At 70.8% G+C, this 23555-nt stretch carries 22 protein-coding genes; 8 read left to right on the top strand and 14 right to left on the bottom strand.

All coding sequences use genetic code 11. The annotated features are described in order from the left end of the window. Window positions 1-42: 42 nt before the first annotated feature. From metE to AC57B8_RS28190, 3 genes are all read left to right on the top strand, one after another. The gene (metE, locus tag AC57B8_RS28200) at window positions 43-2379 is read left to right on the top strand and encodes a 5-methyltetrahydropteroyltriglutamate--homocysteine S-methyltransferase (RefSeq protein ID WP_496481409.1); all 2337 of its coding nucleotides are present in this window, start codon (window positions 43-45) and stop codon (window positions 2377-2379) included. Between the two features lie 37 nt (window positions 2380-2416). Next, window positions 2417-3271, top strand: a complete 855-nt coding sequence (locus AC57B8_RS28195) for a hypothetical protein (RefSeq protein WP_496481408.1) — start codon at window positions 2417-2419, stop codon at window positions 3269-3271. A gap of 197 nt (window positions 3272-3468) precedes the next feature. Next, a complete protein-coding gene (locus tag AC57B8_RS28190) occupies window positions 3469-3813 on the top strand; it encodes a hypothetical protein (protein ID WP_062481853.1) in 345 nt (114 codons plus the stop codon). A gap of 98 nt (window positions 3814-3911) precedes the next feature. On the opposite strand, the gene AC57B8_RS28185 is transcribed toward AC57B8_RS28190, so the two are convergent. Then, window positions 3912-4496: a DNA-3-methyladenine glycosylase I gene (locus AC57B8_RS28185; RefSeq protein ID WP_496481407.1), complete on the bottom strand. Its 585-nt coding sequence runs from the start codon at window positions 4494-4496 to the stop codon at window positions 3912-3914. A gap of 47 nt (window positions 4497-4543) precedes the next feature. Here AC57B8_RS28185 and AC57B8_RS28180 point away from each other — a divergent pair, with 47 nt between their 5' ends. Then, the gene (locus tag AC57B8_RS28180) at window positions 4544-6292 is read left to right on the top strand and encodes a dipeptidase (protein WP_496481406.1); all 1749 of its coding nucleotides are present in this window, start codon (window positions 4544-4546) and stop codon (window positions 6290-6292) included. Window positions 6293-6316: 24 nt separating this feature from the next. On the opposite strand, the gene AC57B8_RS28175 is transcribed toward AC57B8_RS28180, so the two are convergent. From AC57B8_RS28175 to AC57B8_RS28125, 11 genes are all read right to left on the bottom strand, one after another. Beyond that, window positions 6317-7393 carry a M48 family metalloprotease gene (locus AC57B8_RS28175; RefSeq protein WP_496481405.1) on the bottom strand — a complete coding sequence of 359 codons (1077 nt, stop codon included), beginning with the start codon at window positions 7391-7393 and terminating at the stop codon, window positions 6317-6319. A gap of 180 nt (window positions 7394-7573) precedes the next feature. Continuing rightward, window positions 7574-8593 (bottom strand): AraC family transcriptional regulator, encoded by a 1020-nt coding sequence (locus AC57B8_RS28170; protein WP_496481404.1) that lies wholly within the window; start codon window positions 8591-8593, stop codon window positions 7574-7576. A 60-nt stretch (window positions 8594-8653) separates the two neighbouring features. After that, the gene (locus tag AC57B8_RS28165) at window positions 8654-9841 is read right to left on the bottom strand and encodes a serine hydrolase domain-containing protein (protein WP_496481403.1); all 1188 of its coding nucleotides are present in this window, start codon (window positions 9839-9841) and stop codon (window positions 8654-8656) included. Window positions 9842-10034: 193 nt separating this feature from the next. Further along, entirely contained in the window at window positions 10035-10355 is a 321-nt protein-coding gene (locus AC57B8_RS28160) for a chaperone modulator CbpM (protein WP_495271597.1), read from the bottom strand. A 2-nt stretch (window positions 10356-10357) separates the two neighbouring features. After that, a complete protein-coding gene (locus tag AC57B8_RS28155; protein ID WP_496481402.1) occupies window positions 10358-11320 on the bottom strand; it encodes a DnaJ C-terminal domain-containing protein in 963 nt (320 codons plus the stop codon). Window positions 11321-11370: 50 nt separating this feature from the next. Further along, window positions 11371-12024 (bottom strand): histidine phosphatase family protein, encoded by a 654-nt coding sequence (locus AC57B8_RS28150; protein ID WP_492726112.1) that lies wholly within the window; start codon window positions 12022-12024, stop codon window positions 11371-11373. Window positions 12025-12027: 3 nt separating this feature from the next. After that, window positions 12028-14424, bottom strand: a complete 2397-nt coding sequence (locus tag AC57B8_RS28145; protein WP_496481401.1) for a penicillin acylase family protein — start codon at window positions 14422-14424, stop codon at window positions 12028-12030. 100 nt (window positions 14425-14524) lie between these two features. After that, the gene (locus AC57B8_RS28140; RefSeq protein WP_070059319.1) at window positions 14525-15106 is read right to left on the bottom strand and encodes a glutathione S-transferase family protein; all 582 of its coding nucleotides are present in this window, start codon (window positions 15104-15106) and stop codon (window positions 14525-14527) included. A 40-nt stretch (window positions 15107-15146) separates the two neighbouring features. Continuing rightward, the gene (locus tag AC57B8_RS28135) at window positions 15147-15785 is read right to left on the bottom strand and encodes a CDP-alcohol phosphatidyltransferase family protein (RefSeq protein WP_062475593.1); all 639 of its coding nucleotides are present in this window, start codon (window positions 15783-15785) and stop codon (window positions 15147-15149) included. Between the two features lie 88 nt (window positions 15786-15873). After that, a complete protein-coding gene (locus tag AC57B8_RS28130; protein WP_496481400.1) occupies window positions 15874-16632 on the bottom strand; it encodes a glutamine amidotransferase in 759 nt (252 codons plus the stop codon). A gap of 21 nt (window positions 16633-16653) precedes the next feature. Beyond that, window positions 16654-17556, bottom strand: coding sequence for a LysR family transcriptional regulator (locus AC57B8_RS28125; protein ID WP_496481399.1), 903 nt, complete (start codon window positions 17554-17556; stop codon window positions 16654-16656). A 144-nt stretch (window positions 17557-17700) separates the two neighbouring features. On the opposite strand from AC57B8_RS28125, the gene AC57B8_RS28120 reads away from it, so the two are divergent. The 4 genes from AC57B8_RS28120 to AC57B8_RS28105 all read left to right on the top strand — a co-directional run bounded on the left by AC57B8_RS28120 (window position 17701) and on the right by AC57B8_RS28105 (window position 22515). Next, window positions 17701-18855: a CaiB/BaiF CoA transferase family protein gene (locus tag AC57B8_RS28120; protein WP_496481398.1), complete on the top strand. Its 1155-nt coding sequence runs from the start codon at window positions 17701-17703 to the stop codon at window positions 18853-18855. 52 nt (window positions 18856-18907) lie between these two features. Next, the gene (locus tag AC57B8_RS28115; protein ID WP_496481397.1) at window positions 18908-19876 is read left to right on the top strand and encodes a Bug family tripartite tricarboxylate transporter substrate binding protein; all 969 of its coding nucleotides are present in this window, start codon (window positions 18908-18910) and stop codon (window positions 19874-19876) included. Window positions 19877-19884: 8 nt separating this feature from the next. Then, window positions 19885-21693 (top strand): acyclic terpene utilization AtuA family protein, encoded by a 1809-nt coding sequence (locus AC57B8_RS28110; protein WP_496481396.1) that lies wholly within the window; start codon window positions 19885-19887, stop codon window positions 21691-21693. A gap of 198 nt (window positions 21694-21891) precedes the next feature. Further along, window positions 21892-22515: a hypothetical protein gene (locus AC57B8_RS28105; protein WP_369632407.1), complete on the top strand. Its 624-nt coding sequence runs from the start codon at window positions 21892-21894 to the stop codon at window positions 22513-22515. Window positions 22516-22521: 6 nt separating this feature from the next. Here AC57B8_RS28105 and AC57B8_RS28100 read toward each other — a convergent pair whose 3' ends face one another. Continuing rightward, on the bottom strand, window positions 22522-23067 hold the full coding sequence (locus AC57B8_RS28100; protein ID WP_496481395.1) for an SRPBCC family protein: 546 nt from the start codon (window positions 23065-23067) through the stop codon (window positions 22522-22524). A 40-nt stretch (window positions 23068-23107) separates the two neighbouring features. Continuing rightward, complete coding sequence (locus AC57B8_RS28095) at window positions 23108-23455, bottom strand: ArsR/SmtB family transcription factor (RefSeq protein ID WP_070059311.1); 348 nt, start codon at window positions 23453-23455, stop codon at window positions 23108-23110. Window positions 23456-23555 lie beyond the last annotated feature (100 nt).

The raw sequence follows: 23555 nt of genomic DNA, 5'->3' as shown, positions 1-23555 counted from the left end.
GACCATCACCGGTTTCCAAGACCAGCGACCGGATTACCTGCAATGACCACCCGTACCCACACCCTCGGCTTTCCGCGCATGGGCGCCCACCGGGAACTCAAGTTCGCCCTCGAGAAGCACTGGCGCGGCGAGACCGGCCACGCCGCGCTCGAAGCCGTCGGCGAGGCGCTGCGCGCGCGCCACTGGCAGGCGCAGCGCGACGCGGGGCTCGACTTCGTGACCGTGGGCGACTTCGCCTTCTACGACCACGTGGCCAACCACATCCAGCTGCTGGGCTGCGAGCCGGCGCGCTTCGGCTTCAGCGGCGACGAGCCCGAGCTGTCGCGCTACTTCAAGATGGCGCGCGGCGTGGAAGACGAAGCGGGCCACGTGCACGACGACAGCTGCACCCACGGCGCCGAAGGCACCTTCGCGCTCGAGATGACCAAGTGGTTCGACACCAACTACCACTACCTCGTGCCCGAGTTCGATGCGGCCACGCAGTTCAGGCTCGCGTCCACGCGCCTGTTCGACGAGGTCGCGCAGGCGCAGCAGGCCGGCCACGCGGTCAAGGCCGTGCTGCTCGGGCCGCTGAGCTTCCTGTACCTGGGCAAGGAAAAGGCGGCGGGCTTCGACCGCTTCTCGCTGCTCGAATCGCTGCTGCCCGTGTACGAGCAGGTGCTCGGCCGGCTCAAGCAGCAGGGCGTGGAATGGGTGCAGATCGACGAGCCGATCCTGGGCCTCGACCTGCCCGAGGCCTGGCGCAACGCCTTCGAGCGCGTGTACTGGCAGATCGCGCGCAATGCGCCGAAGCTGCTGCTGGCGAGCTACTTCTCGCCGCTGTCCGAGAACCTGCGCCTGGCCTGCCAGCTGCCCGTGGCCGGCCTGCACGTCGATGCCGTGCGCGCGCCGCAGGAGCTGACCGGCGTGGCCGACTGGCTGCCGGCGCACAAGGTGCTGTCGGTCGGCGTGGTCGACGGCCGCAACATCTGGCGCACCGACGTCGACGTGGCGCTGGGCAAGCTCAGGCCCGTGGCCGAGAAGCACCAGGGCGAGCTGTGGATCGCGCCGTCGTGCTCGCTGCTGCACGTGCCGTTCAGCCTCGCGGCCGAGACGAAGCTCGACACCGAACTGAAGTCGTGGCTCGCCTTCGCGATCGAGAAGCTCGACGAGCTGCGCGTGCTGCGTGCGGCCGTCGAGGGCAACGAAGCCTCGGTGGCCGCCGAACTCACGGCCGCCCGTGCAGCCGTGGCCGCGCGCCGCGCCAGCCCGCGCGTGCACCGCGCCGACGTGGCGTTGCGCCTGGCGCGCAGCGTGGCCGGCGACGACCGCCGCGCGTCCGCTTTCCCGCAGCGCCAGCAGCTGCAGCGCACGCGCTTCGCACTGCCCGCGCTGCCGACCACCACCATCGGCTCGTTCCCGCAGACCGCCGAGATCCGCGCAGCCCGCGCCGCCTTCAAGCGCGGCGAGCTCGATGCCGCCGGCTATCGCGAGAAGATGCGCGCCGAGATCGCACTGGCCGTGCGCAAGCAGGAAGAACTCGGCATCGACGTGCTGGTGCACGGTGAGGCCGAGCGCAACGACATGGTCGAGTACTTCGGCGAGCAGCTCGACGGCTTTGCCTTCACCGCCAACGGCTGGGTGCAGTCGTACGGCTCGCGCTGCGTGAAGCCGCCGGTGATTTTCGGCGACGTGGCGCGTCCGGCCGCGATGACGGTCGAATGGACTGCTTATGCGCAGAGCCTCACCAAGTTGCCGATGAAGGGCATGCTGACCGGCCCCGTGACCATCCTGCAGTGGTCCTTCGTGCGCGACGACCAGCCGCGCGCCACCACCTGCGAGCAGATCGCGTGGGCGATCCGCGACGAGGTGAACGACCTCGAGGGCGCGGGCATCGGCATCATCCAGATCGACGAACCCGCCATCCGCGAAGGCCTGCCGCTGCGCCGCGCGGGCTGGCCGGCCTACCTGAAGGCGGCCACGCGCGCCTTCCGGATCAGCGCCTCGGGCGTGCGCGATCAGACGCAGATCCACACTCACATGTGCTATTCGGAGTTCAACGACATCCTGCCGGAGATCGCCGCGATGGACGCCGACGTGATCACCATCGAGACCAGCCGCTCGGACATGGAGCTGCTGCGCGGCTTCGGCGGCGAGGGCGGCTTTCGCTACCCGAACGAGATCGGCCCCGGCGTGTACGACATCCACTCGCCGCGCGTGCCCTCGGTCGACGAGATCGTGCGCCTCATGCGCAAGGCCGCGCAGGTGGTGCCGGGCGAGAACCTCTGGATCAACCCCGACTGCGGCCTCAAGACCCGCGGCTGGCCCGAGACCGAGGCGGCGCTGTCGAACATGGTGGCGGCCGCGAAGCTGCTGCGCGGGGAGCTGGCGCAGGCCTGATGAAGGGCGCGGGATCGGGGCGTGCCAATAATGCGGGATGTCCTTGCTGTCCCGCCTGTCGTCGCCCCGTTGCCTCTTGTTGCTGTCGTTGCTCCTCGCCCCCTTGACGGGGTGGACGCAGGACCGCGCGCAGGCCTTGCTCCAGTTCGAGGGCGTGCAGGCGCGCTACCAGAACGCCTACGGCCCCGGTGCCGTGTCGCGCGGCGCGCGCGAGCTGCTGGAGCCGCCCGACCTGGCCATGGCCGAGAAGGCCCTGCAGTCGCTCGACGTGGCGGCCGGTCGTGCCTTCGACGTGAACGCCTCGGTGGCCGCGATCCGTCAGGACGTGGCGGCGGCCGGGCAGGGCGCCGCCGCGCCGGCGCCGCAGGTGCTGGAGGCCGTGGCGCGCCTGGCGAAGCTGCGCGCCGACTACGCCGCGATGGACGAGCCCGGCAAGGTGACCTTCTTCCATCAACAGCACGCGCGGCCGGCCGACCCGGCGCGCGTCGAACTGCTGTCGCGCATGACGGTGGCTGAGGCGCGCGAGATCGATTTCTCGAGCCAGCTGCTCATGAGCGCGGTGGTCAAGCAGCTGGCGCGCGGGAATGCCGGGCAGTTCAGTTCGCTGCCCGACCGCACGCTCGACACCGCGCTCGACTCGCTCTGGTCGCGCGGCGTCACCTCGCCGCGCCCGCGCAACCTGATGACCGTGGCGCGCGAGTTCGAAAAGCTGGTCACGCAAGCGCTGCTGCTGGCGCTGCCCGACGCCGACGTGGCCGCCTTGCTGGCCTGGCGCAACGAACCGCAGGCCGCCGCCGAACGCGAGGCGCTGCTCGGCAGCTACCGCGCCGAGGTCAAGGGCAGCGGCGCGGTCGCGATCCGCACGCTGGTGCGCAGCTGGGGGCGGCCCTGAGACTTGACGAAAGCGCGCCAAAGTTTGCAAACTCGGGGGCGTTTGTACGAAAAAGTTTCACGCGAACCCCGCATGTCGGAAAGTTCCCCGTGATTGTTTCAATTCCGTGAACACTGCGATTCAGATTGACTGGGGTTTACCCTAGGAATTTGGCGCACACTTCAGGGCATCCAAAGCCCGATCAAGAAGGAATTGAAATGAAGACCTCGAACATCCTCGCCGCCGCCGCTCTCTCCCTGCTCGCCGCCGCTGGCGCCGCCCACGCAGAGACCTACGAAGGCGTTCACGCCGTGACCTCCGGCTACAGCCGTGCCGACGTGGCACCGCAAGCCGTGGCCGCCGCCCGTGCCGGCAACGAATACAGCGACGCCGTGTCGGCCAGCGTGGCCCCCGTGCTGGCCTCGTCGGTGGACCGCGCCTCGGTCCGTGCCGAAGCCGTGGCAGCCGCCCACGCTCCCGGCCAGAACCTGCGCCGCGAATCCTTCGCCGGCAGCGTGATCCCCTCGCAGGCACGCAGCTTCACGCGCCAGGCTGGCCTGTGATCGACGGCGGCGCGAGCCGCCTCGGTTAGCAAGACCACCACCCGAAAAGACCGGACCGTGCGACAGCACCGTCCGGTTTTTTCACGTCTGTGCTGTGCTCAGGTGCGCCGATGGCTGCGGTGGCAGTGGCAGTCGGGCGCGTGGTCGTCGACGATGCCCGTGGCCTGCATCCAGGCATAGACGATCACCGGGCCGACGAACTTGAAGCCGCGTTGCTTCAGTGCCTTCGACATCGTTTCGGACAGCGGCGTCTGCGTGGGCACCGTGCCCGTCGTGTTGACGACCGGCTGGCCGCCCGCCAGGCCCCAGACGAAATCGGAGAAATCTTCGCCCGCCGCCTGCATGGCCAGGTAGGCCTTCGCGTTGCCGATGGCGGCCTCGATCTTGGCGCGCGAGCGCACGATGCCCGCGTTTTGCATCAGGCGCTCGACGTCGGCCGGCGTGAAGCGCGCCACCGTCTCGGGCACGAAACCCTCGAAGGCCGCACGGAAGGCGTCGCGCTTGCGCAGGATGGTGAGCCACGACAGGCCGGCCTGGAAGCCGTCGAGCATCAGCTTTTCCCACAGCGCGCGGCTGTCGCGTTCGGGCACGCCCCATTCGGCGTCGTGGTAGCTGGCCAGCAGCGGATCGGTGCGGGCCCAGGCGCATCGCGGGGGCGAAGATTGGCTGTCGTTGTGAGGCATGGCTCGGCTATCGTCGGGGGATGTTTCGGAATGAGGGGGTGACCCTGATGCAGCAGTCTCGTTTTTCATTGTCGGCGCTTTCGCTGGCCCTCATGGCGCTCGCCGTCGCTGTCCCGGCCGGTGCCGAGACCCTGAAGAAGCCAGCGCTCGACCAGCTCGCCGCCGCCTGGAAGGGCGGCCGCACGGCGCCCGATTTCAAGGCCTTTCTGGCGCAGGCCGCGCAGGCCCAGCTCGCGCTGCAGCCCAGCGTGGCGGCCTACACCGGCGGCAAGGCGCTGGCGGGCGACGACCTTGTCAACATCGCGCGCCTGCTCGGCCTGTACAACCGGCTGCAGAACCAGCAGGCCGTGATCGCCAGCATCGGCACCATGGTGGCCTTGCCCACGGTACGCAACGTGCAGGTGCCGCCGAACGAGAGCCCGCCGATGGTCGCGTTCGGCCAGCTGGTCGAGAAGATGGCGAAGGATTTCGGGCTGGGCTACCGCAACGTCGACGGCCGCATCTTCGAGGTGAGCCTGAAGGGCCGGGGCAGCGAGGAGTTCGGCATCCTCACGCACGCCGACGTGGTGCCGGCCGTGCTCTCCGAATGGGTGCTCGACGACGGCACGCGCCTCGATCCCTTCGCGATGACGCGCGTGGGCGACTTCCTCTACGGGCGCGGCACCATCGACGACAAGGGCTCCATCGCCGCCGTGCTCTACGCCATGAAGGCCGTGAAGGACAGCGGCCTGCCGGTGGAGCGCGGCGTGCGCCTGATGATCGAGACCACCGAGGAAACCGGCGGCGACGCGATGCAGTACTACCGCGACAAGACGCCGCTGCCGGCCTACAACATCGTGCTCGACAGCAAGTACCCCGCGGTCGTGGCCGAGAAGGGCTCGGGCGCGCTCAAGGTGTTCTTCCCTGCGGAAGCGGCCGACCCCGCTGCAATGGCCACCACCGCCATCGCCGCGATGAGCGGCGCGGCCTCGGCCAACGCCATTCCCCAGACCGCGACCGCCACGCTCAAGGGCGGCGACCTCGCGGCCGTGGCCGCGAAGCTCGAGGCCGCCAAGGCCGCCTTCGTGCGCAAGTACGAAAGCCAGGGCGGCAAGTTCGCGATCGATATCGCGCGCGGCGCCGAGGCCGTCGAGCTGAAGGTCACGGGCACCTCGGCCCACGGCTCGCGGCCCGAAGAGGGCGTGAACCCCGTGCCGCGTCTGGCGCTGTTCCTGAAGGAGTCCGGCGTGCCGCTGGCGGCCAACCCCTACCTGCGCGCCGTGCAGTACATCGACGCGCTCTACGGCACCGGCTACCTCGGCGAGAAGATGGGGCTGGGCTACCAGGACGACTTCATGGGCCCGCTCACGATGTCGCCCACGCTGGTGCGCATGGGCGCCGACGGCCGCCTCGAGGTGACGGCCAACGTGCGCATGCCGCGCGGCCGCACGCCCGACGAACTGAAGGCGCAGGTGGCGGCCAAGGTCAACGGCTGGGCCACGGCCAGCCAGGTGAAGCTGGAGCTGGCCTACGACCAGGGCAACTGGATGGCGCGCGATCCGAAGGGCGCATGGCTCTCGACCCTGCTCAACATCTTCGGCGACACCACCGGCCTCGAAGCCAAGCCCGTGCCCACCGCTGGCAGCACCACGGCCAAGCTGATGCCCAACGCCATCAACTTCGGCCCCGCGATGCCCGGCAAGAAGTACACGGCGCACAACGCCAAGGAATACAAGGAAGTGCCCGACCTCGACGCCGACATGCAGATGTTCACCGAGATGCTGGTACGCATCGGCAACCTGCAGCAGATGCAGTAGTGGCCCGCGCTGCGGCGCGGCGCGTCAGGATTTCGATTTCGCAAGGGGCACCAGCGGTGCCCCGTTCTTCGTCTTGGCCTGGATTTCCGCGATGGTGCGCCGCATCGCGACGAAGCGTTTGGCGGAGCTCGGCGGGGTGCTCATGAAGCCCTTCTTTTTCGCGCCGGCCGTGTGCACCCCGAGTTCGCGCCAGATCCGTTCGGCGCCGTCGATGTCGTAGCCCGCCGCGGCCACCATGTAGAGGCCGAGGTAGTCGGCCTCGGCGTCGAACTGCTGCGAGAAGGGCGACGACAGCGCCTCTTGCGCCAGCCCGGTGCCGCCCAGCGCGCCATCCACGATGCCGGCCGCGATGCCCACCGCGCGCGTCTTGCCGCCATGCGACAGCACGCCGTTGGCCAGCTCGTGCCCCAGCACGATCGCGAGGTCGCGGTTGTCGGGAAAGAAGCGCATCAGCGCCGAGTTGACGACGATCTCGTGCCCATCGTTCTCCGCATGGACCTCGTTCTTCATGCGCGTGACGGCGGTGTAGTTGCACGCCGTGGTGTACGGCAGGTGCAGCGCCGTCGACTGGCCCTCGCGCTGCACCATGGCTTCCAGCCAGCCTTCGCGCCGGGCGGGTTTGGCGCGCGCGGCGTCGACCAGCACGTCGTTGAGCCGATCGATCCCTTTCTCGCCGGCGGGCAGCGGCTTGCCGCCGACGGACAGCAGCACGTCCCCGGCGCGCAGCGGTGTGGCCGGCGCTTGCTTCCGGTCGAGCGTCCACAGCACGGTCAGCCGGTCGTCCAGGAGCAGGGCCTGTTTCACCGCCGCGCGTTCTTCCTTCTCGAAGCTCCACAGGCTGGCGATGTGCGCGCCCAGGCTGGCCCGCACGTCGCCACCGCAGAACGGCGCGCTGTGCTCCAGGAGCGGGATCGCCACGTCGTCGAGCCGGCGCTGCAGCGTCATGCGGTGGTTCAGCGACAGCGAGTGCTGCAGGGCCTGCTCCTGCACGACGTCGGGGTCGTCGCTGGCCGGCCGGATGGAGGCGGCGCAGGCCGTGAGGACAAAGGTGGCCGCGATCGACGCGCAGGCCGGGAAGAAGGACGGGCGAGGTGTGTTCATTCGCTCAAGAGGTGCTCGGCATCGGTCGCATCCAGGCGCGGACGCGATGCCGGATGCCGTCGGGGGAAGGGGGATGTCCCGGCAGCGATGGCGACCGGGATTTCCAGGCAAGGCGAGGTGTCCCGCCCGCTGGAATTGTGGGAGCGCCAACGCGCTCCAAGCTGAAGATCAGATGAAGGCTCAGCCCGTCTTGCGTGAACGCAGCGTGGCCGAGGGCAGCTCGCCGAAGCGCTGCTGGTAGGCCGCGGCGAACAGGCCGAAGTTGGCGTAGCCCCATGCCTGCGCCACCGAGCGCACCGTCGCGCCGGCGTCGGCCATCAGCAGCTCGGCGCGCACGCCCTGCAGGCGTTGCTCGCGCAGCGCGCGCATCGGCGTGGCCTGGCGGTATTCGCGAAAGGCGCTGTTCAGCGTGCGCACGCTGACGCCCGCCACGCTTGCCAGTTCGCCGAGCGTGGGCGCGTGCTGGGCGTGCTCGCGGATGTGGCGCTCGGCCGCCAGCACATGCCGCGGCGCCATGCGGTGCTGCACGGCCTCGGCCGGGTGCGCCAGCTGCTCGCGCCACTGGGTCAGCACGTGCACGCCGATCATCTCCTCGAGGTGCCGCCCCAGCGGGCCGCTGTCGACCGCCTCGGGCAGCTCGGTGACGCAGCGGCAGGCATACGACAGCAGCGCGATCCAGGTCGAATGGGCGCCGCCGAACTTGAACTTGCGCGTCCACAGCCGCTCGTCGGCGGGTGCGCCGAACCAGCGCGCGTGCAGCGCGGCCAGCGCGTCGTGCGAGAAGCTGAGGTTGACCTGCAGGTGGTTGGCATCGAAGTCCACCCAGTAGTGCGTGCGCGAGGTGTCGACCACGAAGGCGTCGCCCACGCCCGTGTCGGCATAGGCGTTGGCTTCGGACCAGTGGCGGCCCGCGCCGCGCACGGTCGTCAGCACCATGCCGACGCCGCTGTCGGGCGAGAAGTCCTTGATGTTCACCGGAATGCCGTAGTGGAAGCGGCTCAGCGTGAAGTGCCCGATGCGCGTGGCGTCGAGCACCGAGTCGGGCGTGCGCGCCCGCCCGATGGGCGTGACGCGGTAGGGCATGTAGATGCGGTCCGACCAGCGCCGGATGTCGTCCCAGTCGTGCGAGGCCACCAGGCGGTGGCGCTCGCTCGGCTGCCCGCGGGCGTCGGTGACCAGCACGTTGCGGATCGCATCCATCGCGCACCTCGGTTCAGGAAGAAGAAGGTGCACGCCCGGGGGCGCGCACCGCTCAACGGTTCAGCGGTGATGGTAAACCGCGGTCTCGAAAGCCACGAAGCCCGGGTAGCTCGCGCAGTCCTGGAAGGGCAGGATCTGCGTCGCCCAGTAGCCGCCGATGCCGTTCTCGCGGTCGATCCAGAAGAAGCTGTTGGCCAGGCCCGCCCACATCAGCGAGTTGGCGGGGCGGCCCGTGGGCGCGCGCTCGCGGTTGGTCATGAAGGTGTAGGCCCAGCCCTTGTCGGTGCCGGGCAGGAACTCGCCGGTGTTGCTCAGCGCCGGCACCGACGTGCGCCAGCCGCCCACCGACAGGTCCATGGCGGCCAGGCCGTCCTGCGCCATGCGCTGCACCGTGTCGGCCTTCAGCACGCGCCCGTGCGGCCCGGCGCCGTCGTTCAGCACCATGCGGATGAACTTCATGTACTCGCCCACGGTGGCGTACAGGCCGTGGCCGCCCATGTCCATCGGCGGCGGCTCGGGCAGCACCAGCTCGGGCAGCGGCGTGAGCCGGCCGTCGGCCGCGCGGTCGTGGATGGTCACGCGGCGCGCCTTCATCGACTCGGACATGCCGAAGCCGATGTCCTGCATGCCCAGCGGCTCGAAGACGCGCTCCTTCATCACCTCACCCAGGCGCTTGCCGCGCTGCTGCTCGACGATGCGGCCCAGCCAGTCGATGTTGGCGCCGTAGGTCCAGGCCGCGCCCGGCTCGTGCAGCAGCACGGTGCGGATCGATTCGAAGCTGCCCGACACCACCGTGGGAATGTTCAGCGCGGCGCGGTACTTCAGGTCGTCTTCGCTGAAGAACTCGTAGCCCAGGCCCGAGGTGTGCAGCATCAGGTCGTTGACCGTGATGCGCCGGCGCGGCGCGCGCGTGCGCGGCCGGCCGTCGGCGTCGAAGCCGTCGAGCACCTGCAGTTCGTCGATCTCGGGCACGTAGGCGCCGGCCGGGTCGGTGAGCGAAATCTTGCCTTCCTCGACCAGCTGCATCGCGCAGGTGCCCGTGATCGCCTTGGTGGTCGAGAAGATGGCGAACACGCTGTCGGTGGCCATCGGCCGGTCGAGCCCGAGTTCGCGCGTGCCGGCGGCGCCTTCGTAGAAATTGCCCGTGCGGTCGGTCGCCATCGCGACGACGCCGGGGGCGCCGCCGTGGCGGTGAACGGTCTGGTGCAGCGTTGCGTCGAGCGCGGTCTTCAGCCTGTGCGAGGTCATGCCTTCTTGTCTCCTGTGTGAGGAGGCCGGGCGGTGTGTGAAGGGTTGCCTGCGCGCCGGCCTGCCATGCGAAATTCCGCAGGCAGCGGCAATCTAGGGCCGCGGGCTCATCGATCCTGTTCGCAAATGGCAGGCGGCTGTGCGGGTCTGGCAGTCATTGCACGCGCGCGACCCGCGACGCGCGACGCGCGTTTCAGTCCACGCCGTTGGCGCGCAGCACCGCCTTCAGCCGCCGCACCTCGTGCTGCAGGTCGAGGATCAGCGCGGCGGCGTCCAGGTTCACGCCGAAGTCGCGTTCGAGCCGGCGCGCTTCGAGCGCGTGCTGCAGGTCGGTGCTGGAGAACTCCCAGCGCTCGGGCGGTGCGTCGGTCGTGCTGACCTGCACGATGCCCACTTCGACCAGCTGCACGACCCAGGCGGTGTCGGCGCCGCAGGCGTGCGCCAGTTCGTTCGCGGCCAGCGGGTGCGAGACGCCGATGGCCGTGGTGGTGGTCACGGAAGAAAAGTTCGCCATGCTCAGACTCCCAGGTGCTGGCGGGGGTTGAACGAGGAGGTCGCCTGCGCGAGTTGTGCGTAGGCGTTGCGCGCGGCCTCGCTGTCGGCGGGCGGCAGTGCGATCTCGAGCAGCAGGTACAGGTCGCCGGGCGTCTTGCCCGCGAAGCCGCGGCCCTTGAGCCGCAGCTTCATGCCACCGCGCGCGTTGGGCGGCACGGTGACCTCGACCACGCCGCCGGTGGGCGTGGGCACCTGCACCTGCGCGCCCAGCGCGGCTTCGGCGGGCGTGATGGGCAGCGTCATGTACAGGTCGCGCTCTTCCACGCGGTACAGCTTGTGCGGCGCGATGCGCACCTCGAGGTACAGGTCGCCGGCCGGCTCGCCGCCGTGGCCGGGCATGCCCTGGCCCGCGAGGCGGATGAACTGGCCGGGGTGCACGCCGGGCGGGATCTTCACGGCGAGCGTGCGGTTCTCCCACTGCGGACGGCCCTGCGTGTCGATCGTCTGGGCGCGCAGCGTGAGCTCGCGTTCGGCGCCGTTCAGCGCGTCTTCGAGCGTGATCTCGATGGCCGCATGGTGGTCTTCGCCGCGCGCGCGGTAGTTCTGGCGCGTGGCGCCGCGCCGCTCGGCGTCGCCGAACATCGACGAGAAGAACTCGCTGAAGTCGGCGTGGTCGGCCGGGCCCTGGCGCGGGCCGCGGTGAAACTCGTAGCCGGTGTCCCAGCCGGGCGGCGGCTCGAAGCTGCCGTCGGGGCGGCCGCCGCGCGCGACACGGTCGGCCAGCGCGTCGTAGGCGGCGCGCTTCTCTTTGTCGCCGAGCACGTCCTTGGCCTCGTTGATGTCGCGCATGCGCTGCTCGGCGTCGGGCTCCTTGCTGACGTCGGGGTGGTACTTGCGGGCGAGCTTGCGGTAGGCCTTGCGCACCTCGTCGTCGGACGCGGTGCGTTCGACGCCCAGTGCGCTGTAGTAGTCCTTGAATTCCATGGTGGTGGTGATTCCTTTCAGGACGGCGTACAGATCAACCGGGAGCCAGGTCAGGCCAGGGCTGCTCCGCCGTCGGCTTGCCGCTGTTGCAGCGGCGTCACGGCCCATGTGGGGCCGGCACGTGTGAAGCGCAAGGGTTGCGCGTTGCCGAAGATGCTCGCATCGACCGCCACGCCCAGCAGCGCGGCCAGCGCATAGAGCGTGCCGCCGTGCGCCACCACCAGCACCGGCGCGGGCTGCGCGGCGAGCGCGGCAGCCAGCGCCTGGCGCTTGCGGTCGACGAACTGCGCCAGCGTCTCGCCGCCCTCGGGCTCGCAGGCCCAGTCGATGTGGGCCGACGAGGTGCCGATGAGCGCGCCGAAGTTGCGCTCGCGCAGGTTCTCGTGCGCGCTGGGCACGAGGCCCAGGGCGCGCGCCACGGTGTGGGCGGTGTCGAAGGCGCGGCGCGCGTCGCTGCACACGATGGCGCCGATCGGCTCGCCGGCCAGCAGCTCGGCCGCCTGCACTGCCTGCTGCTCGCCGAGCGCGCTCAGGGGCTCATCGGGCGCCTGGAAGACGCGCAGCGCGTTGCGCCCGGTCTGGCCGTGGCGCAGGAAGTAGAAGTGGTCGCAGGCCGGGGCGAGCGGCTGCTCGGCGGCCAGGCGGTTGAGCAGGTCGATGCCTGTGGCGGCGTGGGCGGGAAAGGGGACGGTGGTCGAGGACATGGTTCAGTACGCCAGCTGCAGCGGCTTGCCTTCGCGCTGCGCCTGCACGTCGGCCGGGTGGAAGGGCAGCGGATGCCACTGCTTGGCCGCGAACAGCGGCAGTTGGTCATAGGCGCGCGGCGAGGCGAGGTCGCTGCTCTGGCCGTAGGTGAGCAGGCCTTGCGCCACGGGGCCGCGCGCGTCGAAGGTCACGACCTGCATGTAGCTGCTGCCGTAGTTGACGGCGTAGCCCTTCGGGTCGATCAGCGGCTGGCCTTGCGATTCGAGCTTGTTGAGCACGCCCTCGAATTCGTCGCCGCCGGGCAGCGCGATCTTCTGGCCGCGCACGGTGCGCGACTGCGGCACGCCCAGCGCCACGTCGGGGGCGAAGCCGGCGGTGCGCACGGTGCCGACCGCGTCGCCCAGTGCCTTGAACACCGCCTCGCGCGTGGCGGGCGTGGCCATGTCCAGGCCGGTGGGCGTGGTCACGGGCTGCGCCGGGTCGAAGGGCACGCGCCAGACCTTCGGCAGGTCCTTGGCCTTGCGCCAGAACTCGCGGAACAGCGCCGCGCCCTTCGACTCGGCATTGCTGGTGCGGTCCCAGGCGGAGAGCACGCGGCAGCCCAGGGCCTGGTCGGCGTTCAGCGCGGCGCCGGTGGCGGTGCACGCGGCCTTCAGGTCGTCCATCACCAGCATGCCGGCGAGGTTCCTGTCGCGGAAGATCACGCTGCGCAGCTCGGCCGCGCCCATGCGGTTGCCCGGCAGGCCGTCGGTGCCGGCCAGTCGGCCTTCGATTTCCATGATGCCGCTGCGCGTGCGCAGCCGCTGCGGCACGCCGACGGGGCCGACCAGCGGCGACACGCCGGCCATCGGCGGCACGCGCGGGTTGCTGAGCCAGAAGCTGTCGTTGCTGTTCTGCACCCAGTCGGGCGTGACGACGACCGGCATGCGGGCCGGCGCGATGATGCCGGGCGCGGCGGCGCCGGGGTCGCGGTGCCAGGCGCAGGCGCTGCGCGAGCCGTCGAGCACGGGCAGGCCGGCGGCGTTGAGCAGTGCAGCGGCGGCCGGCGAGGGCGCGCAGGCCTTGAGCATCTCGGCCGACACGTCGGGCACCACCGACAGGTCGGCGTACATCGCGTTGCCCTCACGGTCGGCTGCCAGGGTGTTGATCCACGGGATGCCCTGGTTGCCCATGGCGGCGCGCAGCTCGGCGACGTTGCGGGCCCGGCCCATCTTCATCCAGCTTTCGGCCGAGCGCACGTTGAGCGTGTTGGCGTCGCGGATCGCATAGGCCTTCTGGGCGGTCCAGCCCAGGCCGGCGCGCGGCAGCGAGACCACGGGGCCCCAGTCGGTGGCGTAGAAGGTGTGCTGCACGGGCGCGCCGCCCGCCGTGGCGGCGGCCGGCAGTGCGACGGTGCGCGCGACCATCTTCTTCGGCTGGCCGTCGACCCAGTACACGGTCGGGTCGTTGGGGTCGAGCTTGAGTTCGTACAGCGTGAAGCGCTTGCCGGTCGACACGGTGTGGGTCCAGGCCACGTCCTTGTTGAAGCCGATCGACACCACCGGGCTCAGGCCGCCGGTGGCGCCCATCACGTCGAGCTGGCCGGGGATGGTCAGGTGCATCTGCCAGAAGCGGTTGGTGCCGTTCCAGGGGAAATGCGGGTTGCCCAGCAGCAGGCCCTTGCCGTCGGGCGTGGCGTTGCGCCCGAAGGCCCAGCCGTTGGAGCCCAGCTCGCCGCCCTCGGGGTTGGCGTTGAAGCTGTGGCGGCCGATCTCGGCCACCGCCTGCTCGAGCGCGACCGGCGCCGCGCCGGTCTTGGCGCCCGGGGCCGGCGGCACGGCGGCCAGCACCGCGCCGGCCAATGCGCCCAGGCCGCCCTGGATCATCGATTGCTCGGTGGCGCGCGCCAGGTCGGCGGCCGTCATCGGGCGCACCCAGGGTTTGCCGCGGCAGGCTTCGGGCAGGCCGCCCGGGCCCGCGTCCTGCAGGTAGCGGTTGTAGCCCGCCACGTAGCCGCGCAGCGCGGCCTTCACCTCGTCGTTGGTGGTGGCCGCCGCGCGGGCCAGCGCCGCGTCGTCCATGTGGTAGCGCACGAACAGGTCGATCTGCGCGTTGGGCATGCGGCCCAGGCCGAAGTCGCCGGTGTTCTGCGCCCCGAGGAACTGCGCGCGGTCGCCGCGCAGCGTCAGCAGGTGCTCGGCGGTCTGGCAGACGTTGTCCTGCGCATGCGCGTAGGCGGTGCCGTAGGCCAGGCCTTCGTAGTCGGGCGCCGTGATGTGCGCGATGCCGAAGGTGGTGCGCTCGATGCTCACGCTGCGGCTGCCGGGCGGCGGCGTGCTGGCACAGGCCCCGAGCAGGGCGACCAGGCCCAGGGAGAGGGCCGTCAACGAGAACCGGGAGCGCGAGGTGTTCGAAGTCATGGGGCGGGCGTGGTGGGAAAAGGGTCGAAAAAGAGGGACCGATTAGAGGATGAACCTCCGCCGCGCACTGTCGCCAGCGCGGCACGCCTTGCCGCTCAGTTCAACCGAACTTCATGCCCCTGGGCCGTGCCTGCAGCCGGTGGATGTAGGCGTCGAGCTTCGGGCGGTTGGTGCGCCCGCCGAAGGCGCGGTGCCAGATGAGCATCGAGCCGATCATCACGTCGGCGGCCGTGAACTGGGCGCCGAACAGGTAGGGGCCGTCGCCGAGTTCGCGTTCGACGGCGTCCTTGGCCTGCTCGAAATCGGTCCAGCCGCGCGCGCTGTTATTGCTCTTGATCTTCAGCAGGCTGTCGCCCATCGAGGGCTCCAGCTGCGCGGTCGAATAGACCATGAGCGACAGGTAGCGCCCGCGCTCGGGCGTGCCCACGGCCGGTGCCAGGCGCTTGCCGGGGTACTTCTCGGCGATGTACATGCAGATGGCCGCGTTCTCGAAGATGCGCGTGCGGCCGTCGACCAGCGCGGGCAGCTTGCCGGCCGGGTTGATCTTCAGGAACTCGGGGCGCTTGTGGGCGCCCTCCCGGATGAGGGTGGGCACGATCTCGTAGTCGACCTCGGCCTCGTCGAGCATCCACTTGGCGACCTGCGCACGGCTGCGCGGGTCGAAATACAGCTTCATCGCCATGCGGGGTCCCCTTTGTCAGGTGGGTGAGATGGGCGGGTTGTCAGAACTTGGGAATGCGCAGGGTCTTGCTGATCATCAGCGTGCCCGAGAGCGCGAACAGCAGCACCAGCGGGTGCAGCTGCCAGGGGCCGAGCGTCCAGGCGCCGCCCCACACGTTGGCGCCGAGGGCGCCCTTCGAGGCCGCGTAGGCCAGCACGCCCACCAGCACCACGCTGGTCGGGATCGGCGTGCCTTCGAAGTACTTCACCTTGTCGGCGCCGGCCGAGAGGGCCTCGGCCGTCACGTTGTAGCGCGCGAGCCGGCTCACGCCGCAGCCGACGAAGTAGATGAGCACCGCGCAGTCCCAGCCGCCGTCCAGGCCGGCGGCGAAGCCGAGCGCGGCGGGCAGCACGCCGAAGGAGATCACGTCGGCCAGCGAGTCGAGTTCGCGTCCGAGCGCGGACTGGGTCTGGCGCCAGCGCGCGATGCGGCCGTCGAGCACGTCGAAGATGAAGGCGGCCGGGGCGAGCGCCGCGGCCCAGTAGAAGTGGGCGAGCGACTGGCTGCGCATGAAGGCCATCGCGAAGAACACCGCCCCGACGCCGCAGGCCGCGTTGCCGAGGGTGAACACATCGGCCAGGTGAAAGCCGCGGATCATCGAGAAGTGCTTGCGGGCCGGCGGGGACGAAGGCGTGGTCATGAGGCGGGGAAAGCTGCGAAAGGAACCGCACCTTAACCCAAGCGGGGCCCGCTTTTTGTAGTCGCGCGCCGACGCCCCGTCGGCGCCCTCAGGCGGCTGGCTGCGCCTTGGCCTCGACGATCCGCGCGAAGCGCCCGAGCAGGCCCGCCGCCGCGTCGGTGGGGCGCACGCCTTCGCGCAGCGCCGCGGCATCGAGCCCGTCCGCGGCCAGGTCGCGGGCCAGCAGTTCGATGTAGCCGCCCATGGTCGTTGCGTCGAACTCGGGGTGGAACTGCAGGCCCCAGGCCTGCGCGCCCACGCGGAAGGCGTGCACGGGTTCGTGCGCGCTGTGGGCCAGCTTCACCGCGCCGTCGGGCAGGCGCAGCGCGCTCTGCCAGTGGATCGCCTGCGCCGGGAACTGCGCGGGCAGGTCGCCCAGCAGCGCGTCGCCGGCGGCGGCTGCGTCGAGCGTGACGGTGACCGTGCCAACTTCGGGGCCGCCCGGGTGGTGCCCGGCCTCGCCGCCGAGTGCGTGCGCGAGCAGCTGGTGGCCGTAGCAGATGCCGAGCACGGGCGTGTCGCGCGCGACCAGTTCGGCGAGCCAGGCGGCGGTGGTTTCGCTCCAGGGTTCGCGGTGCGACACCATCGCGTGCGAGCCGGTGACGACCACGCCCGCGACCTGGCCGGGCGCGGGCAGCGTGTCGCCGCGGCGCGGGTCGACCACCACGAGGGGCAGGGTCTGCGTGCCGAGGCCGTCGGCGATCCAGTGCTCGAAGTCGCCGCGGCCTTCGCGCAGCGCGTCATGGGTGTCACCGACCTTGACGATGACCAGGGGATACGGGGGCGTGCTGTGCATGGCGTCGATCATGCCGCAGCCGCCGTGCGCCGGTCAGCGCCGGGACGATTCCCGACGGTGCAGCAGGTCCATGAAGGCGCGGCCCACGGGCGAGGGCGAGCGCCCCGCGCGCGTGACCAGCCCGATGGGCCGCGACATCAGCGGACGCTGCAGCGGCACGGTGGCCAGCTCGTCGTTCTGCGACAGCTGCAGCGCGAGCCGGGGCAGGGCGGTGAGCCCCAGCCCGGCCGCCACCAGCGCGCCCGCCACGGCCACGCTCGGGTATTCGAGCGCGGGCTGTACCTGCAGGCCGCGCTGCAGGAAGGCGGCGTCGGTGATCGGCCGGATGCTGCTCTGGAAGCTGCTCGCAATGAAGGGCCGTGTCGCGAACACCGACCACGACACCGAGGCGCGCGCGGCCAGCGGGTCGTCGCACCGGCACAGCAGCACGAAGGGGTCGTCGCGCAGGTGGCGGTACAGCAGGGGCTCGTGCGTGCCGGGGCGCACGCTGAGGCCGAAGTCGGCACGGCCTTCGTCCACCGCGGCGCGCACCGCCTCGGCCGGCCCTTCGATCAGCGAGAACTGCACCTGCGGATGCTGCTGGCGGAACTCGGCGATGGCGCCGGGCAGCAGCGCCACGCCGGTCGAGGGCAGCGCCGCGATGGTGAGGTGGCCGCTGCGGCCTTCGAGGAACTGCGACAGCTCGCTGAACGAGCTGTTGAAGTTCTCCAGGATGCGCAGCGCGATCGGCAGCAGCTCGCGCCCCGCCGGCGTGAGTTCGACGTGCCGCGTGTCGCGGTCGAACAGGCGCGCGCCCACCAGGTCTTCGACGATGCGCACCGTGCGGCTCAGCGCCGGCTGCGACACGTGCAGGGCCTGCGCGGCGGCGCGGAAGTTGGTGGTCTTCGCGACTTCGACGAAGGCCTCGAGCTGCTGCAGCGTGATGTCGACTCGCACGGACGCGGCCTTCCCGGAGTGGCTGTGGATTGATCCATCCAAGTTATCACAGATATAGGAATATTGTTCTTCACAGATCAATGCGCGACGCCGAGACTGGCGCATTCGATACACGGAGACAAGGGGCCCACGCGCCCCCGTGACATGGACACCAAAATTCTGGAAGGCATCCGGGTGCTCGAGCTCGGACAGGTGCTGGCGGGGCCCTTCGCGGGCGCGATCCTGGCCGACCTCGGCGCCGACGTCGTGAAGCTCGAGCGCGTCGAGGGCGGCGACGACGCGCGCCACATGGGCCCGGCCTTTCGCCACGGCGACGCGCTCAACTTCCACGTCTTCAATCGCGGCAAGCGCTCGGTCGCCATCGACCTGAAGAGCGAAGAGGGCATGGCCGCCTTCGAGACCCTGGCGGCCGGCGCCGACATCCTCATCCACAACCTGCGACCGGGCGTCACGCAGTCGATGGGCATCGACGGCCCCTCGCTGTGTGCGCGCCATCCGCGGCTCATCTACTGCGAAATCTCGGCCTTCGGCCACACCGGCCCGCTGCGCATGCAGCCGGGCTACGAGCCGCTGATCCAGGCCTTCAGCGGGTTGTCGAGCATCAACGGCGGGCCCGACGATCCGCCCATGCGCACCGGTGCCTCGGTCTGCGACCAGGGCACCGGCATGTGGGCCGTGATCGGCGCGCTGGCGCTGCTGCAGCGGCGCCACCTCACGGGCCGGGGCGGCGTGGTGAGCACTTCGTTGCTGGAGACCGCGCTGGTCTGGACCGGCCAGAAGGCCGACGCCTACGTCAACGAAGGCCGGCTGCCCGAGCGCCACCGCTCGGGCCATCCGGGCTTCGTACCTTACGAATCTTTCGATACCGCCGATGCGCCGCTCCTGATCTGCTGCGGCAACGATCGGCTCTTCGCCAAGTTCGCGCACGAACTCGGGCGCGACGACTGGACCACCGACGCGCGCTTTGCCGGCAACCGCCAGCGGCTGCAGCACAAGGTGGCGCTGTTCGACGAGATCGGCCCGCTGCTGCGCGCGCGCACCCGCGCCGACTGGATGGCGCGCTTCACTGCCGCCGGCGTGCCCTGCGCGCCGGTGCACACCGTGCCCGAGGCCGTCGCGCATCCGCAGGTCGAGGCGCTGGGCATGCTGCAAGCGGTGCCGGGCGAAGACTTCCGCCTCACGGCGCTGCCGATGTCCATCGACGGCGTGCGGCCCGCGCACCGCGCGGTCGCGCCCCGGCTGGGCGAGCACAACGCGGCGCTCGGTGCGCCGCCGATGCCGCCGCGCGACGGCGCCTGAGCGGCCGCACCTTTTCCCTTCTTAAAACTACATCCCACCGGAGACATCACCCATGCGCACTTCCATCTTCCGCCTCGGCGCGGTCCTGGCCTTCGCGGTCACGGCGGCAGCATCTGCCCACGCGCAGGACTACCCCGCCAAGCCGCTCACCGTCGTCGTGCCGTTCGCGGCCGGCAGCGGCACCGACCAGCAGGCGCGCACCATCGCGCAGGCACTGACCACCGAGTACAAGGTGCCGGTGATCGTGGAGAACCGCGCCGGCGCCAGCGGCTTCCTGGCCGCGCAGTACGTCGCCAAGGCCGCGCCCGACGGCTACACGCTGCTCATGACCACCAACACCACGCACGCCGCCAATGAGCACCTGTACAAGAAGCTGCCCTACGACCCGGTGAAAGACTTCACGCCGGTCGGGCTGCTGTCCAAGGGCCACATGCTGCTGCTGGTGGGGGCCGATTCGCCGATCAAGTCGGTGGCCGACCTCGTGGCGGCGGCGAAGAAGTCGCCGGGCAAGCTCAACTTCGGCAGCGGCAGCTCGTCCAGCCGCGTGGCGAGCGAGCTGCTCAAGCAGATGGCGGGCATCGACATGGTGAACGTGCCCTACAAGAGCAACCCGATGGCCATCACCGACCTGCTGGGCGGGCAGGTCGACTTCATGTTCGCCGACGCGCCCACCGCGTTGCCGCATGTCAAGAGCGGCAAGCTGCGCGCGCTGGCCGTGAGCGGCGACAAGCGCCTGGCCGCCGTGCCCGCGCTGCCGACCGTGGCCGAGGCGGGCGTGAAGGGCTACGACATGTCGTACTGGACCGCCGTCTACCTGCCGCCGGGCGCGCCCGCGGCCGTCACGCGCAAGCTCAACGAGATGCTGGTGAAGGTGTCGGCCTCGCCGGCCATCGTGGCCTACCAGGCCATCTCCAGCGGCGAGGCCGCCACCGGCACGCCCGAGGCGCTCGCGAAGTTCCAGGCCGCCGAGTCGCAGAAGTGGGGCCGCGTGATCCGCGCCGCCGGCATCGAGCCCGAATGAGCGGCGCGATGAACCCCCCGGAGACGCACAAGAAGACCGTGCGCATCGGCGGCGCCTCGGGCTTCTGGGGCGACAGCAGCACCGGCGCGCCGCAGCTCGTGGCGCACGGTGGCATCGATTACCTCGTGTTCGACTACCTCGCCGAACTCACGATGTCGCTGCTGGCCGGCGCGAAGCTGAAGAACCCCGACGCCGGCTACGCCACCGACTTCGTCACCACCGCCATGGCCGCCGTGCTGCCCGACGTGATGCGCCAGGGCATCCGCGTGATCGCCAACGCCGGCGGCGTGAACCCGCGCGCCTGCGCCGCCGCGCTCACGCAACTGGCGGCCGGCATGGGGCTCGCGCCGCGCATCGCCGTGGTCACGGGCGACGACGCGCTGCCGCACGCCGAAGCGCTGCGCGCGCAGGGCATCGGCCACATGAGCACCGGCGCGCCGCTGCCCGAGCGCCTCGTGAGCGCCAACGCCTACCTGGGCGCCGTGCCGATCGCGCGGGCGCTCGATGCCGGCGCGCAGATCGTCATCACGGGCCGCTGCGTCGACAGCGCCGTCACGCTCGGCGCGCTGATGCACGAATTCGGCTGGGCCGATGACGACTGGGATCGTCTCGCGGGCGGCAGCCTGGCCGGCCACATCATCGAATGCGGCGCGCAGGCCACCGGCGGCCTGCACACCGACTGGGAGCAGGTGCCCGACTGGGCCCACATCGGCTACCCGGTGGTCGAATGCGCGGCCGACGGCAGCTTCGTCGTCGGCAAGCCGCCCGGCACCGGCGGGCTGGTGAGCCGCGCCACCGTGGGCGAGCAGCTGCTGTACGAGATCGGCGACCCCGCGGCCTACCTGCTGCCCGACGTGACCTGCGACTTTCGCACCGTGCAGATCGTGGCCGTGGGCGCGGACCGGGTGCGCGTCTCGGGTGCGAAAGGACGTGCGCCGTCGGGTCGCTACAAGGTCACGGCGACCTATGCCGCGGGCTACCGCTGCAACGCCGAACTGCTGATCGTCGGCTTCGACGCCGCCGCCAAGGCGCGGCGCAGCGGCGAGGCGATGCTGCGCCGCACGCGCGACCTGTTCGCGCAGCGCGGCTGGGCCGACTTCTCGGCCACCCACATCGACGTGCTGGGCGCCGAGCAGTGCTACGGCCCGCACGCCACCGCCCAGCCGCCGCGCCAGGCGGTGCTGCGCGTGGCCGTGACGCACGCGGACAAGGCACCGCTCGAACTCTTCGCGCGGGAGATCTCGGCGGCCGGCACCTCGTGGGCGCCCGGCACCACCGGCCTGGGCGGCGGGCGGCCGTCGGTGGCGTTGTCGATCCGGCAGTTTCCGCTGCTCGTGGACAAGGCGCTGTTCACGCCCGTGCTCGAGATGGCGGGCGAGTCGTGGCCCGTGGCGGTGAGGGCGCAGGCAGCGGAGGTCGCCGTGGCCGATGAGGTGGCGCCGCAGGCGGACGCCACCGACCCGGACGCGGACGACGAATGGCTCGAGGTGCCGCTGATCCGCCTGGCCTATGGCCGCAGCGGCGACAAGGGCGACGTCTCGAACATCGGCATCCTCGCGCGCGAGCCGCACTACCTGCCCGTGCTGCGCGAGCAGCTCAGCGCGCAGGCCGTGCGCGCCTACATGGCGCACCTGGTCGCAGGCGAGGTGACGCGCTACGAGCTGCCCGGCATCGGCGCCTTCAACTTCGTCTGTGAAGCGGCGCTGGGCGGCGGCGGCATGGCGTCGCTGCGCACCGACCCGCTGGGCAAGAGCATGGCGCAGATCCTGTTGTCGATGCCGGTGCGCATCGCGGCCCGCCGGCTGCGCGCAGCCTGAGCCGACGCGCCGCCGGGCCCGCGTTTTCAGCGCGGGCCCACGCCATCGCGCATCGCTTTCGGATTCGTCCGATGGCCTGCCGCGGTGGTTTTTCCTAGAGTGCTTCGTTCTCTGAGCGCTGGCCGTTTTCCGGCCGGTCTGCTCTTCCTTCTTTTCGTTAGATGGCCGCCTTTTTTGTGAAGGCGCTCGAAGCACGCCATGTCCTTGTCCAGATTCCTTTCCTTCCATCCCCGCCTGCGCGCGGGCCGCTGGCTGCTTGCCGCCGCCACGCTGGTCGCGGGCTGCGGCCCCGTCGCCGTCACGCCGTACGTGCCGCTGCCTCCGATGCCGCCGCCTTCCGAGCCGATGAACATGGCCGTGCCCGTCGCGGTGTCGGCCACGAACTCGCGCAAGGGGGCTGTGTACCGGCCCGCGCCCGCGGTGGTGCCCGAGCTGGCGCAGGTCGTGTTCTTCCGCCGCGCCACGTCCGCGCCCAGCACGGGCGCGGCGCATGTGTATGTCGACGGCGAGTTCCATGCCGCGCTGATGCCCAACGGCTTCACGCGCCTGTGCGTGGCGCCGGGCGCGCATTCGCTCGAGGCCTACATCGACGATGCGCCGCTGTACGCGGGCAAGTCGCAACCGAAGACGCAGGCCGTGCTCGAAGGCGGGCAGACGGTGTTCGTGGCCGTGTCGGAAATGGGCGAGGGCGCGCCGGTGCCCCACGGCAGGGTCGCGGCCGAGCGCCTGCTCAAGAGCGCGCGCGAGCAACGGCAGGTGATAAGCCGCGCCGTCCGCGTGCAGCCCTGCCGCGCGCCTTCGCAGCCCGCCCGCCGGGCCTGACACCCTTCAACGGATGTGCGTCGCGTAGGCCGCCTCGGCGGCCTCCAGTTGGGTCCAGAAGCCTTGCGGCGCGCGCCCGTGCAGCACCTCGTCGAGCACGCCCAGGTGCGCGTGCCAGCCGCTGGCCACGCTCAGCGTTTCCTTGCGGTCGGGCAGGCGGCGGTGCGTGAGCACCAGGTGCGTTGTTTGCGCACCCTGCGGCGACAGTTCGAAGCTGACCTCGGACGCGTCCTCGCGCTCGCTGCCCCAGCTGATGACGAGCAGGGTCGGCGGCTCGATGCGCAGCACGCGCGAGTGCTGCACATGGGTCTCGCGGTAGGCCGCGAAGCGCTCGGGCGCGACTTCGCCCGACAGCTCGGTGTGCTGGAAGCGCAGCTCGAACACCGCGCCGGGCGCCTGCGGCATCGTGCCGCCGGCCAGCCAGCTGCGGCGCTTCTCGGGATCGACGAGGTAGGTCCACACGCGGTCGATGGGGCCGGGCAGGGTGCGTTCGATGCGCAGGGTGCCGGGCTCGGTCTGCGTGCCCAGGCTGTGCTTCAGGGTCGTGGTCATGGGGCGGTGCTCCTTGGGTGAATGAGGGGAGAGACGTTGTTCACGCGCTATCGCCGGCGTCGCGCCGCAGCGCATCCGCCAGCGCGTCCAGGCGGTGGTTCCAGAAGACTTCGTACGCGCGCAGCCACGCATCGGCCGTGGCGAGCGCCGCCGGTTCCAGCCGGCACACGTGCGCGCGGCCCTGCACGGTGCGCGACACCAGCCCCGCGCGCTCCAGCGTCTTGACGTGCTTGGAGGCGCCCGCGAAGGACATGCGAAACGGCGCGCCCAGCTCGCCCACGCTGCATTCGCCCTGCGCAAGCAGCTGCAGCATGGTGCGCCGCGTGCTGTCGGCCAGGGCGTGGAACACGGCGTCGAGCCGTTCGTCTTCGATTTCAAGTTCAACCATGAAGTTGAATATAGATCGGTCCCGAAAAAAATTCAACCCAAAGGTTGAATGACGAAATGGCGTTACACCTGATACACCCGGGACGCCGTGCGCGCTCCGG

The organism is Variovorax sp. BGA-UO-ETr-C22 (assembly GCF_059567965.1).
The sequence above is the reverse complement of the archived record's forward strand: the minus strand, read 5'-3'. Positions and strand labels throughout refer to the sequence as shown.

Excerpts from the sequence above, each read along its gene's own strand:
- AC57B8_RS28180 (WP_496481406.1), top strand. The coding sequence starts at position 4,544 with ATGCAGCAGTCTCGTTTTTCATTGTCGGCGCTTTCGCTGGCCCTCATG.
- AC57B8_RS28115 (WP_496481397.1), top strand. The coding sequence starts at position 18,908 with ATGCGCACTTCCATCTTCCGCCTCGGCGCGGTCCTGGCCTTCGCGGTC.
- AC57B8_RS28120 (WP_496481398.1), top strand. The coding sequence starts at position 17,701 with ATGGACACCAAAATTCTGGAAGGCATCCGGGTGCTCGAGCTCGGACAG.
- AC57B8_RS28095 (WP_070059311.1), bottom strand. The coding sequence starts at position 23,455 with ATGGTTGAACTTGAAATCGAAGACGAACGGCTCGACGCCGTGTTCCAC.
- AC57B8_RS28110 (WP_496481396.1), top strand. The coding sequence starts at position 19,885 with ATGAACCCCCCGGAGACGCACAAGAAGACCGTGCGCATCGGCGGCGCC.
- AC57B8_RS28155 (WP_496481402.1), bottom strand. The coding sequence starts at position 11,320 with ATGGAATTCAAGGACTACTACAGCGCACTGGGCGTCGAACGCACCGCG.
- metE (WP_496481409.1), top strand. The coding sequence starts at position 43 with ATGACCACCCGTACCCACACCCTCGGCTTTCCGCGCATGGGCGCCCAC.
- AC57B8_RS28160 (WP_495271597.1), bottom strand. The coding sequence starts at position 10,355 with ATGGCGAACTTTTCTTCCGTGACCACCACCACGGCCATCGGCGTCTCG.
- AC57B8_RS28135 (WP_062475593.1), bottom strand. The coding sequence starts at position 15,785 with ATGACCACGCCTTCGTCCCCGCCGGCCCGCAAGCACTTCTCGATGATC.
- AC57B8_RS28190 (WP_062481853.1), top strand. The coding sequence starts at position 3,469 with ATGAAGACCTCGAACATCCTCGCCGCCGCCGCTCTCTCCCTGCTCGCC.
- AC57B8_RS28185 (WP_496481407.1), bottom strand. The coding sequence starts at position 4,496 with ATGCCTCACAACGACAGCCAATCTTCGCCCCCGCGATGCGCCTGGGCC.
- AC57B8_RS28100 (WP_496481395.1), bottom strand. The coding sequence starts at position 23,067 with ATGACCACGACCCTGAAGCACAGCCTGGGCACGCAGACCGAGCCCGGC.
- AC57B8_RS28175 (WP_496481405.1), bottom strand. The coding sequence starts at position 7,393 with ATGAACACACCTCGCCCGTCCTTCTTCCCGGCCTGCGCGTCGATCGCG.
- AC57B8_RS28105 (WP_369632407.1), top strand. The coding sequence starts at position 21,892 with ATGTCCTTGTCCAGATTCCTTTCCTTCCATCCCCGCCTGCGCGCGGGC.
- AC57B8_RS28145 (WP_496481401.1), bottom strand. The coding sequence starts at position 14,424 with ATGACTTCGAACACCTCGCGCTCCCGGTTCTCGTTGACGGCCCTCTCC.
- AC57B8_RS28165 (WP_496481403.1), bottom strand. The coding sequence starts at position 9,841 with ATGACCTCGCACAGGCTGAAGACCGCGCTCGACGCAACGCTGCACCAG.
- AC57B8_RS28150 (WP_492726112.1), bottom strand. The coding sequence starts at position 12,024 with ATGTCCTCGACCACCGTCCCCTTTCCCGCCCACGCCGCCACAGGCATC.
- AC57B8_RS28195 (WP_496481408.1), top strand. The coding sequence starts at position 2,417 with ATGTCCTTGCTGTCCCGCCTGTCGTCGCCCCGTTGCCTCTTGTTGCTG.
- AC57B8_RS28140 (WP_070059319.1), bottom strand. The coding sequence starts at position 15,106 with ATGGCGATGAAGCTGTATTTCGACCCGCGCAGCCGTGCGCAGGTCGCC.
- AC57B8_RS28170 (WP_496481404.1), bottom strand. The coding sequence starts at position 8,593 with ATGGATGCGATCCGCAACGTGCTGGTCACCGACGCCCGCGGGCAGCCG.
- AC57B8_RS28130 (WP_496481400.1), bottom strand. The coding sequence starts at position 16,632 with ATGATCGACGCCATGCACAGCACGCCCCCGTATCCCCTGGTCATCGTC.